This window comes from Saccharopolyspora rhizosphaerae, assembly GCF_003931915.1.
Taxonomy (GTDB): domain Bacteria; phylum Actinomycetota; class Actinomycetes; order Mycobacteriales; family Pseudonocardiaceae; genus Saccharopolyspora; species Saccharopolyspora rhizosphaerae.
On the sequence record NZ_RSAA01000016.1, the window covers coordinates 86,161 to 105,107 of the forward strand.

The window sequence follows — 18,947 nt, forward strand, 5'->3', positions numbered from 1 at the left end:
GGCACTTATGCGTTCGCTGATTCGCCCCATCGTCGTCGGCGCTTTCATCCTGCCCCTCGCCGTCGCCGGTGCCGGGATGGCATCCGCCGGAGAGACGATGACGCCGCGGGGTGGCGGCTCCTGCCACCACTTCGCGTGCAACTGGTGGGACGTCGACACCACCGTGACGGAGACCGAGACTTCCATCATCAACGCGGGCATCCTGGGCTGACCCATCCCGTGCTGAGGCCCCGCCGGCCACACCCGGCGGGGCCTCACCTACGCGTCGGGACCGGGCGCACCGCGGAACGTCGCGCGGTACGCACTGGGAGAGACGCCCAATTCGCACTGCAGGTGCTGGCGCAGAGACGCCGCCGTTCCGAATCCGGAATCGCTCGCAATTCTTTCGACCGGTAGGTCCGTTTCCTCCAACAACTGCCGCGCCCGCTCCACGCGCTGCCGGGTGAGCCATTGCAGCGGCGAAAGACCGACCTCGTCGCGGAACCTCCTCGTGAACGTGCGCACGCTGAGCGAGTCGCACGCGGCGAGTTCCCGCAGCGTGAGCGGCCGGTCGAGGTTCTCCAGCGCCCACGCGCGCGCCCCGGAGGTCGTCGACACCTGCGGTTCCGGGACCGGCCGGCGGATGTACTGCGCTTGCCCGCCCTCCCGGTGGGGCGGCACGACCGTGGTGCGCGCGACCTCGTTGGCCACCGCCGCACCGTGGTCGCGGCGGATCAGGTGCAGGCACAGATCGATGCCCGAGGCTTCACCCGCCGAGGTCAGCACGTCGCCGTCGTCGGTGTAGAGCACGTCCAGCACCAACCTGACCTGGGGGAACAGGCGCCGGAAGTGGTCGCAGGACTTCCAGTGCGTGGTCACTTCCTTGCCGTTGAGCAGCCCGGCGGCGGCCAGCACGAAGGAACCCGTGCAGATCGACGCGATGCGGGCGCCGTCCGGGATCCGGGCGAGCGCGGCGGCCAGGCCGGCCGGCAGACGTCCCTCGGTCTCGGTCTCGTCCGGCTCGTGACTGGCGGGCAGGACCACGGTGCCCGCCTCGTCGAGCGCTTCCGGCCCGTGCTCGACGTGGATCGGGAAGTCCGCGTCGGTGCGGATCACCCCCGGCACGACTGCGCAGGTCACGACCTCGTAGAGGCGCTCGCCGGACGTGGACCGGGCGCTGCCGAACAGCTGGTGCACCAGGCCGAGCTCCATCGGCATCACGCCGTCGCGCACCAGCACTGCCACCCGAGCCGTCATGGCCCGATCCTTGCACAGGTTGGCCATCGGGTCACTCGTCGCGCGAAACACGGTGACGCAAGGTCGACCCGTGCCCGTTCATCGAACCTGGTGGGTCGCCGCGGTGGCGGCCCTGGTGATCATCGCCGCCGGCGCCTGCGCCACGACCGCGGGACTGCTGGTGACTCCGCTGCACCACGAGTTCGGTTGGCCGCACGGCACGATCAGCGCGGCGGCCTCGCTGAACCTCGTGCTCTACGGCGTGACCGCGCCGTTCGGGGCTGCCGCGGTGGACCGCTTCGGCATGCGCCGGACGGTCCTCACCGCCCTGCTGCTGATCGCCACCGGCGCAGGGCTGACCACGCTGATGGCAGCGCCCTGGAGTTCGTCCTCGGTTGGGGCCTGCTGGTCGGGACCGGCTGCGGCGCACTGGCGACGACCTTCGCCGCGCTGGTGGCCGACCGCTGGTTCGCCGCCCGACGCGGCCTGGTCGCGGGCGTGCTCACCGCTGCGACCGTGTTCGGCCAGTTCGCGCTGCTGCCGGTCTTCTCGCTGCTGGTGGACGTCGACTGGCGCGCGGCCACCGGCGCGCTCGTCGCCGCCGCGCTGCTGGTCGCCCCGCTCGCGTGGGCCGTGCTGCGGGACCGTCCCGCCGACGTCGGCGTGCTCCCCTACGGCGCTGCGCACCCGGAACCGCCGCCCGCTCCGGCCCCGGTCGGCGGTGCCGTGCGCGCACTACCCCTGCGCAGCGGGTGGTTCTGGCTGCTCGCAGGCACTTTCGCGATCTGCGGCGCCTCCACCAACGGCATCATGTGGACCCACTTCACCCCGGCCGCGCAGGAGCACGGCATGCCCACCGGGGTCGCGTCCTCGCTGCTGGCGGTCGTCGGCGTGGTCAACGTGTTCGGCACCGTCGGTTCGGGCTGGCTCACCGACCGCTTCGACCCGAGACTGCTGCTGACCTGCTACTACGCGCTGCGCGGTGTCTCGCTCGCGCTGCTGCCCGGCCTGTTCGGGCCGCGTGTGCGACCAGGCGTGCTCGCCTTCGTGGTGGTCTTCGGCCTCCTCGACGTGGCGACCGTCCCGCCGACGATCGCCCTGTGCCGCCGGCTCCACGGCGCCGACGGACCGATCGCCTTCGGCTGGATCAGCCTCGCCCACCAGCTCGGCGCCGGGTCCCTGGCCTACCTCGGCGGCCTCACCCGCGACCTCACCGGCACCTACTCCCTCCTCTGGCCCACCACAGGCGCCCTCTGCCTCGCCGCAGCACTCCTCGCGCTCAGGATCCCCCGCAGCCCCGTGCACCCCCGGAGCAGGCCGCCCCGTGCCGGGCACATCGCCGTTCCTAGCCCGACCGGCCGGTGGACGTCGACCCGGGCCTGGCGGACCCGGCATGCAGGCGGAACCGATCACCACGACACGTGATCGCCCCTGTTCGGGTGCTCTCGGGGGGCAGGCAGGTCAGACGGCGTCGGTGCGGGGACCTGACGGATCGCCGGGCTCGCCCGTATCGTCCAGATATGCGCAACTCGAAACTCCGCATCGTCACGGCCGTCGCCGGTGCCGTCCTCGCGCTCGGCGCGACCGCCGGTTGCGACTTCGCCCAGGGCCCGCAGCAGGAGGACCAGCAGGAGCAGCAGGACGGCGACCAGCAGCAAGAGGACCAGCAGCAGGACGGCGAGCAAGAAGGCGGCGAAGACGACGGCTGACCGGTCGGCGTGAGAACCCCTCCCTGACAGGGGTTCTCACACCCGCTCCCTGGACGACGCCTCCCGTCCGCCCCCAGGCCTCGGTCGAGAGCGGTCATTCGATCGCGCTGCTCCCGGCCTCGGTGGGAACATCCGGCGGTGACCAGTAGCGAGGGTGGAACTGCTGCTGCGCCAGCTCGACATGACGTGGGCCTTGTTCGAGCACCACGCCGACGGGCTCGACGAGCAGTGGTGGGGCGCCCGCACCGCACCACTGGACCGTCCGGCCCGATGCGGACGGCAACTGGGCCGCCGACCTCGCCGAAACCGAGCCCGACCCGGTTCCGGCGGTCACGAGCGCGTGGATCAGCTGGCACATCGGCTACTGGTGGTCGACCGTCCTCGAGCACCTCGACGGAGACGTCGAGGCGATGCGCGCCCCGGAGCACTGGCAGTGGCGCGAGCGGCTGCACACCACGACCGACGCCGACCTGGACTCCTCCGAGCTCACCGCAGACCTCCTGTGGAGACCGCGCATGACGCTCGGCGACGTGGCCGGCTGGGTCACCGAGGAACCCACCGAGAAGGCCCCGAGCTCGGCGCCTCCGCATCTTCCCGAGGCGCAGAACGCCGCCTGATCGCCACGCGCACCCCGACGTAGACACCGCCCGCCCGGGGCAATCCGTGACCTTCGGCCTCAGCCTCGCGCCCCCAGCGAAGACGGCAGGCTCAGCCTCCGGTGGGTCGGCCTAGCATCGCGGTGTGGGCTTGATCGACCTGACGCACCCGATCGTGCCGGGCATGGTGACGTACCCGGGCTTGCCCGGCCCCGTGGTCAGCGACCACGTGGGCTTCGAGGCTTCGCGGTCCCACTACGCGCCGGGCACGGAGTTCCGCATCGCCCGTGTCGAGCTGGTCACCAGCACCGGGACGTACTTGGACGCGCCCGCCCACCGGTTCCCCTCAGGCGGCGACATCGGAAGCCTCGACCTCGGTCGGTGCGTGGACCTGCCGGGTCTCCTCGTCGACGCTCAGGGCCTCACCGAAGTGCCGGCTGATGCCGTGCCCGCACGGGCGGAGGGGTGCGCGGTGCTGATCCGCACCGGGTGGGACGCCCACTGGGGCACCGAGCGGTACGGGAGCCACGAGCATCCCCACCTCACCCCGGAAGCCGCCCGCCGGTTGGCGTCCTCGGGCGCCGTCCTGGTGGGCATCGACTCGGTGAACGTCGACGACACCGTCGGAGGCGGCCGGCCGGTCCACACGGAGCTGCTCGACCACGACGTGCTCATCGTCGAGAACGCCACGAACCTGGGGAGCGTGCCGTCCGCGGGGTTCTCCTTCTCCGCGGTACCGCTGCCGTTCACCGGGTTGCCCTCGATCCCGGTGCGCGCCTTCGCCCGCACGTAGGCGGATCCGCATGGGGTGCGCTCGCCGCGACGAGAGCGGTCCCGGCACGGACAGGACCGGCCACAGCCGGGGTGTGGCCTCTGTCTCGCCACAGGCGTCGAATTCGTGGGTGTCCTCTCGGGCGGCAATCGAGGAGGACCGACCGCAGCGCGGACCGTGTCGAGCATCACTCCCGCACCGGCGGGTCCGCAAAAACCTGCCCGATCCCTGAAAAGCAAGAAACCCCCAGTTTCCCGGGGGTTTCTGCTGTCTCGACCAGACGCGCGCCCGTAGGGATTCGAACCCCAAACCTTCTGATCCGTAGTCAGATGCTCTATCCGTTGAGCTACGGGCGCTTGTTCAATTGTCGGGCCCTACCCTGGGGCAGGTCCCTCGCGGAGGCTCCGGGATTTGAACCCGGGAGGGGGCGTAACCCCCAACCGCATTAGCAGTGCGGCGCCATAGACCAGACTAGGCGAAGCCTCCCGGCGTCCTTCGCGGCCACCGGAGAAAACTTTACACACCCCTTCAGCGGCCTCCAACAGGGGGGTCCCCTCAACGTCCGCTCACTCCTCCGCGGTGTGGCTGAGCTGCACGAACGGATCGAGGGACGACGGGTTCTGCAGCGCGTCGCGGCTGACGGCCCGCTCGGGCGGGGTGCCGGCGAGGATCTTCTTCACCGGAACCTCCAGCTTCTTGCCGTTCAGGGTGCGCGGCACCTCGTCGACGACGATGAAGCGGTTCGGCACGTGCCGCGGCGAGAGCTCGGTCCGCAGCGCCGCCTTCAGGTCGCCGACCACGTCGTCCAGCTCCACGCCCTCGGCCAGGACCAGGAAGCACAGGAGTTCGCCGTCGGTCTCGCCCACCCCGGAGGTGTCGATCACCAGCGAGTCGACGATCTGCTCGAAGCCCTCCACGACGCGGTAGAACTCGGCGGTGCCCATCCGGATCCCGCCGCGGTTGAGAGTGGAATCACTCCGGCCGTAGATCACCAGCGAGCCGCGGTCGGTCATCCGGACCCAGTCACCGTGCCGCCAGATCCCCGGGTAGGTGTCGAAGTAGGCCTCCCGCAGCCGCGTTCCGTCGGGGTCGTTCCAGAAGAACACCGGCATCGTGGGCATCGGTTTGGTCAGCACCAGCTCGCCGACCTCCTCGTGCAGCTCCTTGCCGTACTCGTCGTAGGAGGCCGCTGCCGCGCCCAGCATCGGGCAGGAGATCTCCCCCAGCCACACCGGCACGTCCGGGCTCGCGCCCACGAACGCCGTGCACAGGTCCGTGCCACCGGACACGCTGGCGATCTGCACGTCCTCGCCGACCGCGTCGGCCACCCACCGGAAGCCGTCGGTGGTCAGCGGCGCTCCAGTGGAGCCCACAGCGCGCAACGCCGAGAGGTCGAAGTCGTCCTTCGGACGCAGTTCCCGCTTGAGGCAGCTCTGGATGAACGGGGCGGACGTGCCGAAGAAGTTCACCCGGTACCGGGCGGCCAGCTCCCACAACGTCGACAGCGACGGGTAGCCCGGGCTGCCGTCGAACAGCACCAGGGTGGTGCCGGTCAGCAAGCCACCGATCAGGAAGTTCCACATCATCCAGCCGGTGGTGGTGAACCAGAAGAACCGGTCACCGGGGCCCAGGTCGCAGTGCAGGCCGATGGCCTTCAGGTGCTCCAGGACCATGCCGCCGTGCCCGTGCACGATCCCCTTCGGCAGACCCGTCGTGCCGGACGAGTACAAGATCCACAGCGGGTGGTCGAACGGCACCGGGGTGAACTCCAGCGGTGCGCCGCGGTGGTGGGCAAGCAGCTCCGACCACTCCAGCGCGCCCGGCAAGCCGTGCTCCTCGCCGAGGTAGTCGATCAGGACCGTGGCGGCCAGTCCCGGCATCTCCGCGCGCAGCTGGTCGACGGTCTCGCGGACGTCGAACCGGCGCCCGCCGTAGCAGTAGCCGTCGACCGCGATGAGGACCTTCGGTTCGATCTGCACGAACCGGTCGGCGACCGCGCGTGCGCCGAAGTCCGGGGAGCACGACGACCACGTGGCGCCCAGGCTCGCGGCGGCCAGGAACGCCACCAGCGCCTCCGGGCAGTTCGGAGCCAGGGCGGCGACCCGGTCACCCGCACCGACGCCCAGTTCGGCGAGGGCGAAGCGGGCGGCCGCGACGCGGTTGCGCAGCTCGCCGTAGGTGATCTCCTCGCTGCGGCCGTCCTCGCGCACGAAGACCACCGCCAGGTCCTCGTCGGTCTTGCCCTCGCCCTCGCGGAGCGCGTGCTCGGCGTAGTTCAGCGTCGCACCGGGGAACCAGCGGGCACCCGGCATGACCTCCTCCGGGAGCACCTGCTCGGGGCGGCCGTGGAAGGTGACGTCGAAGAACTCGGCGATCGCCGACCAGAAGCCCGGCAGGTCGGCCACCGACCACTCCCACAGGGCGCGGTAGTCCGGCAGGTCAAGCCCGCGCTCATCACGCAGCCACCTGCGGAAAGCGGCCATCCGGCTGGCGGCTGCTCGGTCCGGACTCGGTTCCCACAACAGCTCCGGTGCGGTCGTCATGAGCTACTTCCTAACCCACCGGAGGCCTTTCCTGCCAGGGCGAACGTCACCCAGGGCCGGGTCCTCAGCGAAGGTGCAGGTCGAACCAGTTCCGCGCGCGGCGCCAGGCCTCGGCGGCGGCTTCGGAGTCGAGGTCGAAGCGGTGGCCGGCACCCGGGTAGCGGATGACGTCGGTGGCGACCTCGGCCTTGTCGGTGACCTCGCGGAGCTTGTCGACCTCGCCGGCCGCCACGTCGTCGCCGTAGATGCCCAGCCACGGGCACGCCAGCTCGCCCGCGACGTCCACCAGCGGCGGGAGCGCGGCCGAGAGCGGTTCGAGGATGCCGGTGCCGCCGACGCTGAGCGCCGCACCGAGCGAGCGGCTGGAGGCGACCACGAGAGCGGCCGAGCCGCCGATGTCGAAGCCCAGGACGCCCTGGCAGTCCGTCGGAACACCCTGGTCGGTGAGCCAGAGGAAGGCGGCGTCGGTGTCGGCGAGGATCGAGTCGCCGGAGAGCTTGCGCACCTGCTCGTGCTCGCACTGGTCGTCGCCGAGCTCGTCGGTGCCCTCGCGGTGGTAGAGGTGCGGGGCGACGGTCAGCCACCCCTCCTCGGCCAGCAGGCTGCAGAGCGTGCGCACCCGCTCCGTGATTCCGCGCGCCTCGTGCAGGAAGACGAGGCCCCCGCGGACCACGTTGTCGGGCTCGGCGACCGTCAGCCGCAGCCCCGTGCCGTCGGTGAGCGCGATCGTCTCGGTACGGGTTGGGATCATGTCGGGCAGGTAATCACAGCCAAGTGAACAGCGGGCAACACCGTCATCCATACGGACCAACGGTTGGGCGCCCAGAGCCGCACCGACGGCAACGCGGCGTGGCGAAGGCCACCGGACGGGCCGTGCCGGAGGGCGAGGTGCCGTGCCGAGGCGGGAAGCGGACAGCGGTGGTGTGGACGCAGGTGAGGTCGGGTTAACGTCCTGGGTGACGGATCGAGGTAGGAGATGCCGATGAGCGTGCGCACCCGTGCCGACCTGGAGCAGTTGCCGCCCTACGTGGCGGGTCGAACCGTGCCCGGGTCGATCAAGCTGGCCAGCAACGAGGTCTCCGAGGGCCCGCTGCCCAGCGCGGTGGCGGCGATCAACGAGGCCGCGACCGAGGTGCACCGCTACCCCGACATGGGCGTGACCGCGCTGACCGAAGCGCTCGCCACGCACTACGACGTCGCGCCCGAGCAGGTCGCGGTTGGCTGCGGCTCGGTCGCGCTGTGCGAGCAGCTGGTGCAGGCGACCTGCACCGCCGAGGACGAGGTCGTCTTCCCGTGGCGGTCGTTCGAGGCCTACCCGATCATCACGCAGGTCGTCGGTGCCCAGCAGGTGAAGGTGCCGCTGACCGGCGAGCACGCGTTGGACCTGGCAGCGATGCTGGCGGCGATCACCCCGGCGACCCGGCTGGTGTTCGTGTGCACGCCGAACAACCCCACCGGGACCCTCGTGCGCCGGGCGGAGCTGAACGCCTTCCTGGACCGCGTTCCGGGTGACGTGCTGGTGGTGCTCGACGAGGCCTACTTCGAGTTCGTCGACGACCCGGAGGCCCCGGACGGCGTGGAAATCACCCGCGTGCGCGACAACGTCGTGTCGATGCGGACCTTCTCGAAGGCCTACGGCTTGGCCGGTCTTCGCGCGGGCTACGCGATCGGCCCGGTGCGGGTCGTCGAGGCGCTGCGCAAGGTGAGCATCCCGTTCAGCGTCAACGCCCTCGCCCAAACCGCCGCGATCGCCTCGTTGCAGGCCCAGGACGAGCTCCGCCGCCGCTGCTCGGACGTGGTGGCCGAGCGGACGCGGGTGCACCGCGAGCTGATCGCGATGGGGTACGAGGTCCCCGAGACGCAGGCCAACTTCGTGTGGTTGCCGCTGGGTGAGCGCACCGCGGCGTTCAACGAGCACTGCTTGGAGAACCGGGTCGTGGTGCGGGCTTTCGCCGGTGAGGGCGCCCGCGTGACGATCGGTCAGCCGGACGAGAACGACGCGTTCCTGGCCGCGGCCAAGTCCTTCGGCTGACGAGCACGAGCAACGGTGGTGACCGGCGAAGAGAGGGGGAGTACTTCGCCAGCCACCACCGCTGCGATCGTGGTCGCTTGAGCCGAAACGACCACATCTGCACGCGTAGCCATCTACGCAGCACCGGAATGTAGTGGGGGGCCGGTCCCTTCGCTACAGAAGCATCATGGGGTCCACCCGTTCAGGTGGCCGGCCCACCCGACCAGGTGTCGGTCAGCCCGTCACCGCGTGGTGACCCTGCACCGCGACGGGAGTCGGGGCCTCGGGCAGCTTCTCCTCCTGGGAGGCAGGCGGCTCCTCAGCCGGCTTCTCCTCGGTGGGCGGCTGCTCCTCCGCAGGCGGCTCCTCCTCGGACGCCGGCGGCTCCTCGCCCGGCCCCTCCACGATCGGGGCGTTCGCCGCGCACACCACGTTCTGCGGCGAGGCGACCGGCACGACCGCACCGAGGATCGCGATGTTGTTGCCGCACAGCTGGATCGGCAGCACGCTCGCGTTGTTGTCGTTGCCGATGTTGATGCCGTCGTTGTCGCTGCTGTCGGCGAACGCCTGCGTGCCGCCGATCACCATGCTCGCGGTGCCCACGGCCAGCGCGCCCGCCATGTAAGCCGTCTTGCGCATAGATCGCTTCCTCTTCCTTGGTTTCTCGGGGGACTCCACCGGCAGCTGGGTCACCGCAGGTGGACGAGCGTGCCCAGTGGCAGCGTTGCCAGCAGGCGCAGCGCGTCGTCGGGGACACGGACGCACCCGTCGCTGCTGGCCTGGCCGAAGACCGAAGGGTCCGGCCAGCCGTGCAGCGCGACCGTGCCCGGCCCGCCTCCGTACGTGCTGAAGGTGTTGGAGTGGGTTCCCAGCGGCAGGATGATCGGGCTGAACTTGGTCACCGTCTCCTCGATCGCCGCCATGATGTAGGTCCGCCCGCGCGGCGTCGGCGAATCCGACGCCCCGACTCCGACCACCCACTCGCCGATCACACCGCCGTCGCGGCGCACCGTGAGCCGCCGCGCGTCGATCTCGACGTCGACCTCGTAGGGCGTGCGAGCGCGCTGGGTCTGCTCGTCCAGCAGCACCCAGCCGGTGCTCCCGTTGGGCCGCGAGGGCAGCAGGACCTGCGCCCACTGACCGCGCTCGGCGATGACCGGCACCCACGTGGGGTTGTCGAGCTGCTTGGCGGGCAGCTTCGCGAACACCGGCCCGCCTGGCGACTGGTGCACCGCCACGTCCGAGAGCACCCGCAGCACCACCCCGTCGGCACTCCCGTGGGGAGCGGGATCCGCAGGGGCGCTGGGGAACTCGGTGAACGTGGTGGCATCGGCCTGCATTCCCAGGTCGGCCTTCGCCATGGCGTACGGCGGCCGCTCGGGTGGCGCGGCGGGGGTCGCCGCGCACCCGGGCAGCACGAGGCACGCCAAGCCCAGCGCGGCCGCCGTGCAAGCCCGCACGCGTGCGGGGCCACCGGCTGTGCGACGTAGGCTCATGATCGGCTCCTGGCCCGTTGGCTCTGAGGTCCTCCGAGGCACTGGGCGCCTGGAGGAGGCAGCTGATCCGAGAGATCAAATGCCAGCCGGAAGCTATCCGGGTGTTCAAGCGCCACCGAACCGACCCGCGCCGGTCGATCAACCCAAAAACCGACCCTGACCAGCAGAAACGGCTTGACTTCGGGGTCGGGCGAGGGTCGTTACCGAGATCAGATCACCTGATCGTGTTGTTCTTTTCCCTCGGCTGAGCGACATTCCTCAGTCGAGCGCGCGACGCAGGAAGAAGTGGATCCCCAAGGCCCCGAACAACGCCGAGGCGAACAGCAGCGCCAGCACGCACACCCACGGCGCCATGTGCGGAATCCCCGGCAGCAGCGCCCCGCGCATGCCCTCGCTGACGTAGGTCAGCGGGTTGATCGCGCACAGCACCTGGAACCAGCGCAGGTGCTCCAGCTGCGCCCACGGGAACTGGGTCGCACCGGTGAACATCAGCGGCGCCAGGATCACCGCGAACATGATGTTGATCCGCCGCGGCGGCACCGCGGCACCCACCGTCAGGCCGACCGCGGCACCCGAGGCCGACCCCAGCACCATGCACAGCAGCGCGAACGGCAGACCGCTCAGGTCCCAGTCGATCCGGCCGAGCATCCACACGCCCAGCGGCACCATCAGCACCGCGGCGAACAGCCCGCGCAGTGCGCCGAAGAGCATCTTCTCCACCGCCACCCAGCTGATCGGGAGCGGCGCCAGCAGCCGGTCTTCGATCTCCCGCGAGTACGAGAAGTCCAGGACCAGGGGGAACGAGGTGTTCTGCAACGACACCAGGAACGCGTTGAGCGCGATCATGCCGGGCAGCAGCACCTGCGCGTAGTCGGGCTGGGTGTAGCCGAGCTCGCCGAGCACCTTGCCGAAGATGAACAGCAGCGCCACCGGCTGCACCAGCACCTGCGCCAGGAAGCTGGGCAGCTCGCGGCCGGTGACGAAGACGTCCCGCCCGAGGACGGCGAGGAACGCGCGGACCGAACTCATCGCAACTCCCGGCCGGTCAGGTCGATGAAGACGTCTTCCAGCGTCGCCGAGCCGAGCGACAGGTCGCTGACCGGAATCCGCCGCTCGTGCAGGGTGTGCGCGATCGGCCCGAGCAGCGCGGCGGGTTCCGACCCGACGTAGAGCCGCAGCCGCAGCTCAGCGGCGTCGTCCGGACTGATGCGCTCAACCTGCTCGACACCGGCGACCTCGCCGAGCAGATCGGTGATCTTGTCGGGTTCGTAGCCGTCCGCCAGCACCGTGGCGTCGAGCGTCCCGCTGCCCGGCAGCGAGCGGATCAGCGCTTCCGGGGTGTCGAGCGTGAGCAGCCGGCCGTGGTCGACGACGCCGACGCGGTCCGAGAGCTTCTCGGCCTCGTCCATGTCGTGCGTGGTCAGCACCACGGTGACGCCCTCGTCGCGCAGGTCGTTGATGCGGTCGTGGACGAACAGCCGCGCCTGCGGGTCCAGGCCGGTGGAGGGTTCGTCGAGGAACAGCACTTCGGGCTTGTGGATCAGCGCGCGGGCGATCATCAACCGTTGCGCTTGACCGCCGGAGAGGTCGTCGACGCGGGCCTTGGCCTTGTCCGCCAGACCCATCCGGTCGAGCAGCTCGTCGGCCAGCCGGTGCCGTTCGGCGCGCGGAACGCCGTGGTAGGTGGCGTGCCAGATCAGGTTCTGCCGCGAGTTCAACGAGCGGTCCAGGTTCACCCGCTGCGGCACGACGGCGACCTTGCGGCGCGCGGCGACGGGGTCGGCGGCCACGTCGACCCCGGCGACCACGGCCCGTCCGCTGGTCGGCTGGACCCGGGTGGTGAGGATCCCGACGGTGGTCGTCTTGCCGGCCCCGTTCGGGCCGAGCAGCCCGAAGACCTCGCCTGCGCGCACCTGGAAGGACAGCCCGTCGACCGCGTGGGACTGGCTCTTCGGGTAGCGCTTGACCAGCTCTGACACCTCGACCGCGACCGACACATCGACCCCCTGGCTCGATGTTCGATGTTAGTCGCGGCAACCGGAGCCCAGGCAATCCAATTTCGCACCGAGGTTCCCGCCACAGCCCGCGATCGACCCCGGCCTGGGTAACCTGACCGGGTGACCGAGGCGACCGACACCCCGTGGCTGGGCGAGACGGAGATGACCGCGTGGCGCGCCTACATCGTGGGCAGCGCGTTGCTGGAACACCGCCTCGGCAGAGAACTGCAGGTCACGCACGGCCTGTCGATCGCCGACTACGAGATCCTGGTCTCGCTGTCGGAAGCTCCCGACGGGCAGCTGCGGATGAGCGAGCTCGCCAACGGCATCGCCCACTCCAAGAGCCGCATGTCGCACCAGATCCGCAGGCTGGAGAAAGCGGGCCTGGTCCGCAGGCAGGAATGCCCGGAAGACGGCCGAGGCGTCCTCGCGGTCCTCACCGACGACGGCATGGCCAAGCTCCGCGAAGCCGCCCCGGCCCACGTCAGGGGCGTCCGCGAGCACATGATCGACCTCCTCGACCCCGACGAGCAGAAGACCCTCGCCGCGGTCTTCAGCCGTCTCACCGACCACCTCCGCAGCCTCGATTGACCCCGGACCGCCTGTAGGCCCAGCATCCGGAGTTGGCTACGCTGCGGCGTGGAAGCGTGGCAGAGCGGCCGAATGCACTCGCCTTGAAAGCGAGCGTGCCGAGAGGCACCGCGGGTTCGAATCCCGCCGCTTCCGCTCTGAACAGCCCGAACACGGCCCGGCGGGGACATCCCCCACCGGGCCTCGTTGCTTCTGCAGCCGTTCTTCCGCACTGTCGAGGACAGCGACCAGCACTGCCCGGATGTCCGGGACACTGCCCGCTCCCGTCTGTGTGTGGCCGGAGACCGCGACGCACCGCCGTCTCCGCGGGAAGTGGTCAACACGCCCCCGCAGCTCCTCGACGTACTGCTTGATCTCACGCGCTTCGAGGCGGGCACCTTCCTCGGGGCGGTGAGCTGAACCCGACGGGAAGGCCTTGATCAGCTGGCTGTTCCGAAGCGTCAGGACGGGCGGACCAGCGTGTTCTCACCGGCGGCCAGGCGCCAGTGGCCGTCTTCCTCGGCCATGACGTAGAGCGGGCTGCCTTCGCTCTCGGTGCCGGCGGGGTCGCCGTCGGGGGTGAGGTAGCGCTGCCGCACCTTGACGGCCGCTACGTCGGGGCGGAGGAACAGCACCTGCTCGGCGTCGTAGGTCACCTCCAGACCCGCCATCGCGCCGGGGAGAACCTGGTGTGTGCAGCCGAGATCTCGTGGCGGCCGACGAGGCGCTTGCCGTGGGCCGTCGTCCAGATGGCGTCGTCGCGGTAGAGGCGACGAACTCGTCGGGCCGTGCGTTCTGCTGCGTGTGCTCGATGGCGGCGACCACGCGCTCGATCGCCTCGATCTCCGCCGTGCGCGGCTCCCCAGTTCGTCCACGTGCCGCAGTCTCGAACTTCGAGTCAGGTCGAGCGCAAGTCTCGGTCGCGGTGACGGTCCATCGATGACGTCGACGCGGCGGCGCCGTGGTGGCGACTTCCTCACAGTCTTGCCCCGCGCAGCGGCCCGGCACTTAGCCTCACCGGGCTCGTTGCGCAGGAGGAGGGACGGGACCGGTGGTCGGTTCGAGGGGCATGGGTGCTGATTTCCGGCGGTTCTGGGTGGCTGACGGGCTCAGCCAGATCGGTTCGCGGATCAGCTTCGTGGCGCTTCCGCTGCTGGCCATCACCGAGCTGGGCGCTTCCCCGTTCCAGGTCTCGCTGCTCGCGGTGCTGGAGACGGCGGCCTTCCTGGTGCTGGGGCTGCCGGTGGGTGCGTGGTGCGACGGGTGGCGCAACCGCCCTGTGCTGGTGGTGGCCGACCTGGGCCGAGCACTCGCCTTGATCTCGCTGCCCGTCGCGGCCTGGTCGGGCCGGCTTGCGCTGTGGCAGCTCTACGCGGTCGTCGCCGTGGTCGGGGTGTTGACCGTCTTCTTCGACGTCGCGCACCAGTCCTACCTGCCTCGGCTCGTGGACCGGTCCCACCTGGTCGAGGGGAACTCGAAGCTGCAGGCGAACACGTCGGTCGCTGAAGTGTCCGGCCCTGCTGCGGGCGGGTTGCTGGTCCAGTGGCTGAGCGCTCCGCTGGCGATCGTCGTCGACGCGGTGAGCTTCCTGTGGTCGGCCGGCTGGTTGCGCGCGATCCGGAGCGACGAGCCGCCCCGCGAACGTCCCACCGACCGCCGGTTGACCACCGAGATCCGCGAAGGACTGCAGTTCGTCTTCGGGCACCCCGTTCTGCGGGCCATCGCCTGCAGCGGGGCCAGCGTCGTGTTCTTCCAGGCCGCGAGCATCGCGATCGTCATCGCGTTCCTGGCGCTCGAGGTCGGCTTGTCGCCTGGAGAAGTGGGGGTGCTCAGCAGCATCGGTCCGCTGGGGGCGGTCGCCGCGGCACTGAGCACCGGTGCGATCGCACGCCGCGTTGGTCAGGCCCGGCTGATGCTGGTGGCGATCGTCGGCCTCGGTGCCGGGATGCTGCTGGTCCCCCTGACCGGGCCTGGCCCACGCCTCGCGTGGTTCGCGATCGGCGGCGTGATCAGCGGGTTCTGCCTCATCACGGTGAACATCGTCGAGGCCAGCTTCCGCCAAGCGCTGTGCCCGGACCACCTGATGGGCCGGATGAACGCCACCATGCGCTTCATGCTCCGGGCCACCGCGCCGTTCGGCGCGCTGCTGGGCGGTGTGATCGGCACTCACCTGGGCATGCGCACCACCCTGTGGATCGCCGCCCTCGGCGTCCTGCTCTCCTCGGCGTGGCTGCTCACCTCTCCCCTCCGCCACACCCGCGACCTCCCGGTGGACGACTCCTCAGCAGTGCCTGCTGTCCCGCCGGCGGAGGGAAGGTCCAGGTGAAAGCACCTTCGCAACCTCCCGAGAAACGCCGCGGAGCCCCGCGCCGTCCACTGTGGAACGAAGGATGCGACCCCGCTTCAGAACCAGCCGCTGCTCATGCGGGAGAGGTGGTTGTGGAGTTCCGCGGCCCAGTCGACCTGCGAGACCGTCTGGTGGTCGACGCTGAGGCGGTGGCTGAGGTCCCGGCCGCTGGTGATCAGACCGGCCTTCTTGTCGCCTTCGAGGACCACGTCGAGACCGTCAGGGCCGGCGATGAAGGTGACCTCCAGCTGCTTCAGGCGCGGGTAGTGGGGCGAACCGTGGAACTCGACCTCCTGGTAGAAGGGCAGCGTCTGGCGGGTTCCGCGCAGGTGGCCCGCTTCGCAGTCGACCCGGTGCAGGCGGAAGCCGAGGTGCTCCACCGCGTGCAGCAAGACGTGCTGGGCCGGGAGAGCTCCGATGCCGATCGGGTCGGTGTCGGTGGCGTCGACCGCCCCGCTGATCTCCAGCCGCGTGCGGACCGCGACCTCGCCGCCCGGCAGGTGGCGACCGCCGTAGAAGGTGATCGGGGTTTCCAGCGGAGCGACCACCTGGAACGGCAGCTCCACCACCTGGCCCGGCTGCAGCGCGACGGCCTCGCCCACCCGCTGCCGGCCGAAGGCGCGCTTGGACTTGACCTCGTCGTCGTTGACCTCGTGCTCCACGCGGGTCACGAACTCGACGGACACCCCGTCCAACTGCTGCGCGACCTCGCCCCCGCGCAGCCGGACGACCCCCTCGACCGAACCGCCCGGCTGCACGCCCGGGGTGCGCAGTTCGGTCTCGACCTCAGCGCCGCCAACACCCACCGCGGCCAGGAGCTTCTTGAACATGCCTCCAGTGTGACGCCTGCGCACCGCGCGCGGTGCCGGTTCCGGTGATCATGTGGCACGCACCTCGCGGCTGAACAGGACTCGATCAGCACCCGGGCCGTTGTGGTCGGGGATCGGGCCGCGCACCGCGAACCCCAGGGCTCGGTGGAAGGCGATCGACCCGTGGTTGTGCGGAGTGGTGATCGCCCGCACCCGCACCCGCCCCGCACCGCCGACGAGGTCGAAGAAGTGCTCGTAGAGCCGCCGGGCGAGCCCTCCCCCTCGCGCTCGCGGAGCGACCCCGGCGAAGTGGACGTAGGCGGACTCGTCGTCGGAGCCGGAGAGGAACCCGATCAGGAATCCGGTCAGCTCACCGCGGTCCTCGGCGACGAAGCTGGTCCGGTGGAAGTGGTCGAGGAACAACCGCGGCAGGACGGAGCGGACCGGACGGCCCCACCAGTCGTCGACGACGTCGATGATGCGGTCGTAGTCGGACGGCTCGGCTCGCCGGAGCTGCGCGTGATCTCCCATGCCGCCGGATCGTGCCTCGCACGGCCGTCCACGCGCGTGTCATCACGGAGTGTTCCGGCGTGGTCACAGGTATAGCGTCGGACCATGGCACAGATCGATTTCCAGTCCCGCACCGGTGTGTGGTGGACCAGCGACGCGTGGCGCATCCAGGACGTCCGCGCTCGAGCAGCCGAGCTGGAGGAGCTCGGCTACGGCTCGCTGTTCTACGGCGAGGCGTTCGGCAAGGAGTCGTTGACGCAGGCCGCGGCGCTGCTGGGAGCGACCGAGCGGCTCGTGGTCGGCACCGGCATCGCCAACATCCACGCCCGCGACGCCAAGGCCGCCGAGGCCGGTGGCCGCACGCTCAGCGCGCTGCACCCCGGCCGGTTCGTGCTCGGACTCGGCGTCAGCCACGCTCCCCTCGTCGAGGGCAACGCCGGCACCTACGCCAAGCCGCTGACGACCATGCGCGACTACCTGCGGCGGATGGACGAGCTGTCCGAGAAGGTCGAACCCGGGGCACCGCGCCCGACCCGCCTGCTGGCGGCCCTCGGCCCCAAGATGATCGAGCTCTCCGGCACCGCCGCGGACGGCGCGCACCCGTACCTGATCACCCCGGAGCAGACCGCGACCACGCGTGAGCTGCTCGGACCCGACAAGTGGATCGTCAGCGAGCAGGCCGTCGCGCTGACCACCGACCGGGAGCTCGGGCTGCGGCGAGCGCACCAGCACCTGCACATGTACTCGCAACTGCCGAACTACCGGAACTCCTGGTTGCGCCAAGGCTTCGACGAGTCCGACCTGGTCGTCGGCGGGTCCGACAAGCTGGCCGAGTACCTGGTGGCGATCGGCGACGCGGAGGCGATCGCCGCGCACGTGCGCCGCCACCTCGACGCGGGTGCGGACCACGTGGTCGTCCAGGTCCTCGGTGACGGGCTTTCCGACGACCCGCTGCCCGCGCTGCGCGAGATCGCACCGGCACTCGATCTGTGAGCCTGACATCAGGGTGACGGGGCGGTGACCTTGCATGGTTAAGGTCGCCGCGTGAGTGGAACCGAGCAAGAACACCCCCACGACACCGAGGACCTGGTCCGGCTGGTGCTCCTCACTCGCCAGGAGCTGGGCTGGAACCACGCCGAGCTCGCCGCGTCGGCCCAGGTGTCCGAGTCCGACGTGGCGCGCTTCGAGGCCCAGCAGGTCGTCCCGGCCAAGCCGCTGGCGCTGCGGTTCCTCCAAGCGATGGGTGTCGTGGTGTCGTCGTGAACGCGCAGTCCACCGGGGCCCGAAGCGCTCGACGGGGGCTCGGGGAACGGTCTCGGCCGAGGGCTGCGAGCATGGGGTTCGTGGATGAGACACAGGACGTGACAGCACGGCCGAAGCCCACCGGCGCCGCTGTGTGCGCGCACCTCGGCATCGGGGTGGACGACGAACAGGCGAAGCTGGCCCGCGACCGCCTCAACAAGTCGCTGGCGCACTACCGGGTGGCCCTGCTGGCGGGCGAACGCGCGAACTCCGAGGCCATCGGAGCCTGACCTCGAGCCGGGTGGCGCGCACATGTCGCGCGACCTGTTCTCCAGTCGCGGCTGGGGACGTGTCGTGGGACGTGTGCGCGCCCCTGCCCGGCCGCAGCGCGCCCGCCGACTGCGCAAGATCGGAGAAGACCTGGACCTGGCAGCTCAGTAGCTTGGTGGTCACCGGACGGCCAGTGGCGAGGTGAGCACACCATGGAGCAGCGGGTTCGAGTTCACTGCATCAGCGTCTCGCGCGAAGGCATCGGAGCGGGTCGTGCCCAGAGCTTCGAGCAGCCCTTCGGGCACGCGGTCGACCCCGGGCAGCTGTTCTCCTGGGCCGGGGCGACGGCCAGCTGGCCGAACCGGGTCGACGCGGGCGGCACCCGGGGCGTCGAGGACCGCATCACGCGCGACTTCAGCCACAACATCGGCGCCGAGATCATGGGGCGCAACAAGTTCGGCCCGCAGCGGGGCCCGTGGCAGGACCACGAGTGGCAGGGCTGGTGGGGTGACCAGCCGCCCTTCCACACCCCGGTCTTCGTCCTCACCCACCACGAACGGCCGTCCTTCACCCTCTCCGACACCACGTTCCACTTCGTCGACCTCAGCCCGCAGGACGCCGTCGAGAAGGCCAAGGCCGCGGCCGAGGGCCGGGACGTGCGCATCGGCGGTGGCGTCACCACACTGCGGGAGTTCATCGAGGCCGACCTCGTCGACGAGATGCACGTCGCGGTCGTCCCGATCGAGCTCGGTGACGGTCTCCGCCTCTGGAACAGCCCCGAGGACCTCACCGACCGCTACCACCTGGAGCGCATCACGGCGCCGAGCGGCGTCGAGCACCACTTCTTCTGGCGTCGCTGA

22 protein-coding genes and 3 tRNA genes are annotated in these 18,947 nt (G+C 70.5%); 13 read left to right on the top strand and 12 right to left on the bottom strand.

The genetic code is table 11. The features are described from left to right. Nucleotides 1-7: 7 nt before the first annotated feature. On the top strand, nucleotides 8-211 hold the full coding sequence (locus tag EIL87_RS17780; protein WP_125091680.1) for a hypothetical protein: 204 nt from the start codon (nucleotides 8-10) through the stop codon (nucleotides 209-211). A 47-nt stretch (nucleotides 212-258) separates the two neighbouring features. Here the strand turns inward: EIL87_RS17780 and EIL87_RS17785 are convergent, their stop codons facing one another. Continuing rightward, nucleotides 259-1,263, bottom strand: a complete 1,005-nt coding sequence (locus EIL87_RS17785) for a GlxA family transcriptional regulator (protein WP_125091681.1) — start codon at nucleotides 1,261-1,263, stop codon at nucleotides 259-261. A 63-nt stretch (nucleotides 1,264-1,326) separates the two neighbouring features. On the opposite strand from EIL87_RS17785, the gene EIL87_RS17790 reads away from it, so the two are divergent. The 4 genes from EIL87_RS17790 (at nucleotide 1,327) to EIL87_RS17810 (ending at nucleotide 4,313) form a co-directional block, all read left to right on the top strand. Then, nucleotides 1,327-2,640 (top strand): MFS transporter, encoded by a 1,314-nt coding sequence (locus tag EIL87_RS17790; protein ID WP_325049479.1) that lies wholly within the window; start codon nucleotides 1,327-1,329, stop codon nucleotides 2,638-2,640. 95 nt (nucleotides 2,641-2,735) lie between these two features. Beyond that, nucleotides 2,736-2,924 carry a hypothetical protein gene (locus tag EIL87_RS17795; RefSeq protein WP_125091682.1) on the top strand — a complete coding sequence of 63 codons (189 nt, stop codon included), beginning with the start codon at nucleotides 2,736-2,738 and terminating at the stop codon, nucleotides 2,922-2,924. 410 nt (nucleotides 2,925-3,334) lie between these two features. Next, entirely contained in the window at nucleotides 3,335-3,541 is a 207-nt protein-coding gene (locus tag EIL87_RS17805; protein WP_125091684.1) for a hypothetical protein, read from the top strand. A gap of 124 nt (nucleotides 3,542-3,665) precedes the next feature. After that, entirely contained in the window at nucleotides 3,666-4,313 is a 648-nt protein-coding gene (locus tag EIL87_RS17810; RefSeq protein ID WP_125091685.1) for a cyclase family protein, read from the top strand. Nucleotides 4,314-4,575: 262 nt separating this feature from the next. On the opposite strand, the gene EIL87_RS17815 is transcribed toward EIL87_RS17810, so the two are convergent. The 4 genes from EIL87_RS17815 to EIL87_RS17830 all read right to left on the bottom strand — a co-directional run bounded on the left by EIL87_RS17815 (nucleotide 4,576) and on the right by EIL87_RS17830 (nucleotide 7,586). Beyond that, nucleotides 4,576-4,648, bottom strand: a tRNA-Arg gene (locus EIL87_RS17815). 40 nt (nucleotides 4,649-4,688) lie between these two features. Then, a tRNA-Ser gene (locus EIL87_RS17820) sits at nucleotides 4,689-4,778 on the bottom strand. Between the two features lie 80 nt (nucleotides 4,779-4,858). After that, entirely contained in the window at nucleotides 4,859-6,835 is a 1,977-nt protein-coding gene (locus EIL87_RS17825) for an acetoacetate--CoA ligase (protein WP_125091686.1), read from the bottom strand. A gap of 64 nt (nucleotides 6,836-6,899) precedes the next feature. Then, nucleotides 6,900-7,586, bottom strand: coding sequence for a dienelactone hydrolase family protein (locus tag EIL87_RS17830; RefSeq protein WP_125091687.1), 687 nt, complete (start codon nucleotides 7,584-7,586; stop codon nucleotides 6,900-6,902). A gap of 231 nt (nucleotides 7,587-7,817) precedes the next feature. On the opposite strand from EIL87_RS17830, the gene hisC reads away from it, so the two are divergent. After that, nucleotides 7,818-8,867, top strand: coding sequence for a histidinol-phosphate transaminase (hisC, locus tag EIL87_RS17835; protein ID WP_125091688.1), 1,050 nt, complete (start codon nucleotides 7,818-7,820; stop codon nucleotides 8,865-8,867). A gap of 213 nt (nucleotides 8,868-9,080) precedes the next feature. On the opposite strand, the gene EIL87_RS17840 is transcribed toward hisC, so the two are convergent. The 4 genes from EIL87_RS17840 to EIL87_RS17855 all read right to left on the bottom strand — a co-directional run bounded on the left by EIL87_RS17840 (nucleotide 9,081) and on the right by EIL87_RS17855 (nucleotide 12,339). After that, nucleotides 9,081-9,485 (bottom strand): hypothetical protein, encoded by a 405-nt coding sequence (locus EIL87_RS17840; protein ID WP_125091689.1) that lies wholly within the window; start codon nucleotides 9,483-9,485, stop codon nucleotides 9,081-9,083. Between the two features lie 50 nt (nucleotides 9,486-9,535). After that, nucleotides 9,536-10,342 (bottom strand): L,D-transpeptidase family protein, encoded by an 807-nt coding sequence (locus tag EIL87_RS17845; protein ID WP_199740480.1) that lies wholly within the window; start codon nucleotides 10,340-10,342, stop codon nucleotides 9,536-9,538. 258 nt (nucleotides 10,343-10,600) lie between these two features. Further along, nucleotides 10,601-11,371, bottom strand: a complete 771-nt coding sequence (locus tag EIL87_RS17850; RefSeq protein ID WP_125091690.1) for an ABC transporter permease — start codon at nucleotides 11,369-11,371, stop codon at nucleotides 10,601-10,603. Next, nucleotides 11,368-12,339, bottom strand: a complete 972-nt coding sequence (locus tag EIL87_RS17855) for an ABC transporter ATP-binding protein (RefSeq protein WP_125091691.1) — start codon at nucleotides 12,337-12,339, stop codon at nucleotides 11,368-11,370. Before EIL87_RS17855 ends, EIL87_RS17850 begins: the two co-directional genes overlap by 4 nt. Before the next feature lie 120 nt (nucleotides 12,340-12,459). Between EIL87_RS17855 and EIL87_RS17860 the strand changes: the two genes are divergently transcribed. Together EIL87_RS17860 and EIL87_RS17865 are read left to right on the top strand one after the other, a co-directional pair. Continuing rightward, nucleotides 12,460-12,930 (top strand): MarR family winged helix-turn-helix transcriptional regulator, encoded by a 471-nt coding sequence (locus EIL87_RS17860; RefSeq protein ID WP_407690551.1) that lies wholly within the window; start codon nucleotides 12,460-12,462, stop codon nucleotides 12,928-12,930. Between the two features lie 50 nt (nucleotides 12,931-12,980). Next, nucleotides 12,981-13,065, top strand: a tRNA-Ser gene (locus tag EIL87_RS17865). Between the two features lie 305 nt (nucleotides 13,066-13,370). Here the strand turns inward: EIL87_RS17865 and EIL87_RS27510 are convergent. Beyond that, nucleotides 13,371-13,580 carry an SgcJ/EcaC family oxidoreductase gene (locus EIL87_RS27510; protein WP_233576342.1) on the bottom strand — a complete coding sequence of 70 codons (210 nt, stop codon included), beginning with the start codon at nucleotides 13,578-13,580 and terminating at the stop codon, nucleotides 13,371-13,373. Between the two features lie 380 nt (nucleotides 13,581-13,960). Here EIL87_RS27510 and EIL87_RS17875 point away from each other — a divergent pair, with 380 nt between their 5' ends. Continuing rightward, on the top strand, nucleotides 13,961-15,235 hold the full coding sequence (locus EIL87_RS17875; RefSeq protein WP_233576343.1) for an MFS transporter: 1,275 nt from the start codon (nucleotides 13,961-13,963) through the stop codon (nucleotides 15,233-15,235). A gap of 77 nt (nucleotides 15,236-15,312) precedes the next feature. Here the strand turns inward: EIL87_RS17875 and EIL87_RS17880 are convergent, their stop codons facing one another. Both EIL87_RS17880 and EIL87_RS17885 read right to left on the bottom strand, forming a co-directional pair. Then, nucleotides 15,313-16,086 carry a sporulation protein gene (locus EIL87_RS17880; protein WP_125091692.1) on the bottom strand — a complete coding sequence of 258 codons (774 nt, stop codon included), beginning with the start codon at nucleotides 16,084-16,086 and terminating at the stop codon, nucleotides 15,313-15,315. Between the two features lie 48 nt (nucleotides 16,087-16,134). Next, nucleotides 16,135-16,596 carry a GNAT family N-acetyltransferase gene (locus EIL87_RS17885; RefSeq protein WP_125091693.1) on the bottom strand — a complete coding sequence of 154 codons (462 nt, stop codon included), beginning with the start codon at nucleotides 16,594-16,596 and terminating at the stop codon, nucleotides 16,135-16,137. 84 nt (nucleotides 16,597-16,680) lie between these two features. Here EIL87_RS17885 and EIL87_RS17890 point away from each other — a divergent pair, with 84 nt between their 5' ends. From EIL87_RS17890 to EIL87_RS17905, 4 genes are all read left to right on the top strand, one after another. Further along, nucleotides 16,681-17,568 (top strand): LLM class F420-dependent oxidoreductase, encoded by an 888-nt coding sequence (locus EIL87_RS17890; protein WP_125091694.1) that lies wholly within the window; start codon nucleotides 16,681-16,683, stop codon nucleotides 17,566-17,568. A 51-nt stretch (nucleotides 17,569-17,619) separates the two neighbouring features. Then, the gene (locus EIL87_RS17895; RefSeq protein WP_125091695.1) at nucleotides 17,620-17,838 is read left to right on the top strand and encodes a helix-turn-helix domain-containing protein; all 219 of its coding nucleotides are present in this window, start codon (nucleotides 17,620-17,622) and stop codon (nucleotides 17,836-17,838) included. An 80-nt stretch (nucleotides 17,839-17,918) separates the two neighbouring features. Beyond that, entirely contained in the window at nucleotides 17,919-18,107 is a 189-nt protein-coding gene (locus EIL87_RS17900) for a hypothetical protein (RefSeq protein ID WP_233576344.1), read from the top strand. 192 nt (nucleotides 18,108-18,299) lie between these two features. Then, nucleotides 18,300-18,947, top strand: a complete 648-nt coding sequence (locus EIL87_RS17905) for a dihydrofolate reductase family protein (RefSeq protein ID WP_125091697.1) — start codon at nucleotides 18,300-18,302, stop codon at nucleotides 18,945-18,947.

Excerpts from the sequence above, each read along its gene's own strand:
- EIL87_RS17780 (WP_125091680.1), top strand. The coding sequence starts at position 8 with ATGCGTTCGCTGATTCGCCCCATCGTCGTCGGCGCTTTCATCCTGCCC.
- EIL87_RS17785 (WP_125091681.1), bottom strand. The coding sequence starts at position 1,263 with ATGGCCAACCTGTGCAAGGATCGGGCCATGACGGCTCGGGTGGCAGTG.
- EIL87_RS17795 (WP_125091682.1), top strand. The coding sequence starts at position 2,736 with ATGCGCAACTCGAAACTCCGCATCGTCACGGCCGTCGCCGGTGCCGTC.
- EIL87_RS17805 (WP_125091684.1), top strand. The coding sequence starts at position 3,335 with ATGCGCGCCCCGGAGCACTGGCAGTGGCGCGAGCGGCTGCACACCACG.
- EIL87_RS17825 (WP_125091686.1), bottom strand. The coding sequence starts at position 6,835 with ATGACGACCGCACCGGAGCTGTTGTGGGAACCGAGTCCGGACCGAGCA.
- EIL87_RS17830 (WP_125091687.1), bottom strand. The coding sequence starts at position 7,586 with ATGATCCCAACCCGTACCGAGACGATCGCGCTCACCGACGGCACGGGG.
- hisC (WP_125091688.1), top strand. The coding sequence starts at position 7,818 with ATGAGCGTGCGCACCCGTGCCGACCTGGAGCAGTTGCCGCCCTACGTG.
- EIL87_RS17840 (WP_125091689.1), bottom strand. The coding sequence starts at position 9,485 with ATGCGCAAGACGGCTTACATGGCGGGCGCGCTGGCCGTGGGCACCGCG.
- EIL87_RS17845 (WP_199740480.1), bottom strand. The coding sequence starts at position 10,342 with ATGAGCCTACGTCGCACAGCCGGTGGCCCCGCACGCGTGCGGGCTTGC.
- EIL87_RS17850 (WP_125091690.1), bottom strand. The coding sequence starts at position 11,371 with ATGAGTTCGGTCCGCGCGTTCCTCGCCGTCCTCGGGCGGGACGTCTTC.
- EIL87_RS27510 (WP_233576342.1), bottom strand. The coding sequence starts at position 13,580 with ATGGCGGGTCTGGAGGTGACCTACGACGCCGAGCAGGTGCTGTTCCTC.
- EIL87_RS17880 (WP_125091692.1), bottom strand. The coding sequence starts at position 16,086 with ATGTTCAAGAAGCTCCTGGCCGCGGTGGGTGTTGGCGGCGCTGAGGTC.
- EIL87_RS17885 (WP_125091693.1), bottom strand. The coding sequence starts at position 16,596 with ATGGGAGATCACGCGCAGCTCCGGCGAGCCGAGCCGTCCGACTACGAC.
- EIL87_RS17890 (WP_125091694.1), top strand. The coding sequence starts at position 16,681 with ATGGCACAGATCGATTTCCAGTCCCGCACCGGTGTGTGGTGGACCAGC.
- EIL87_RS17905 (WP_125091697.1), top strand. The coding sequence starts at position 18,300 with ATGGAGCAGCGGGTTCGAGTTCACTGCATCAGCGTCTCGCGCGAAGGC.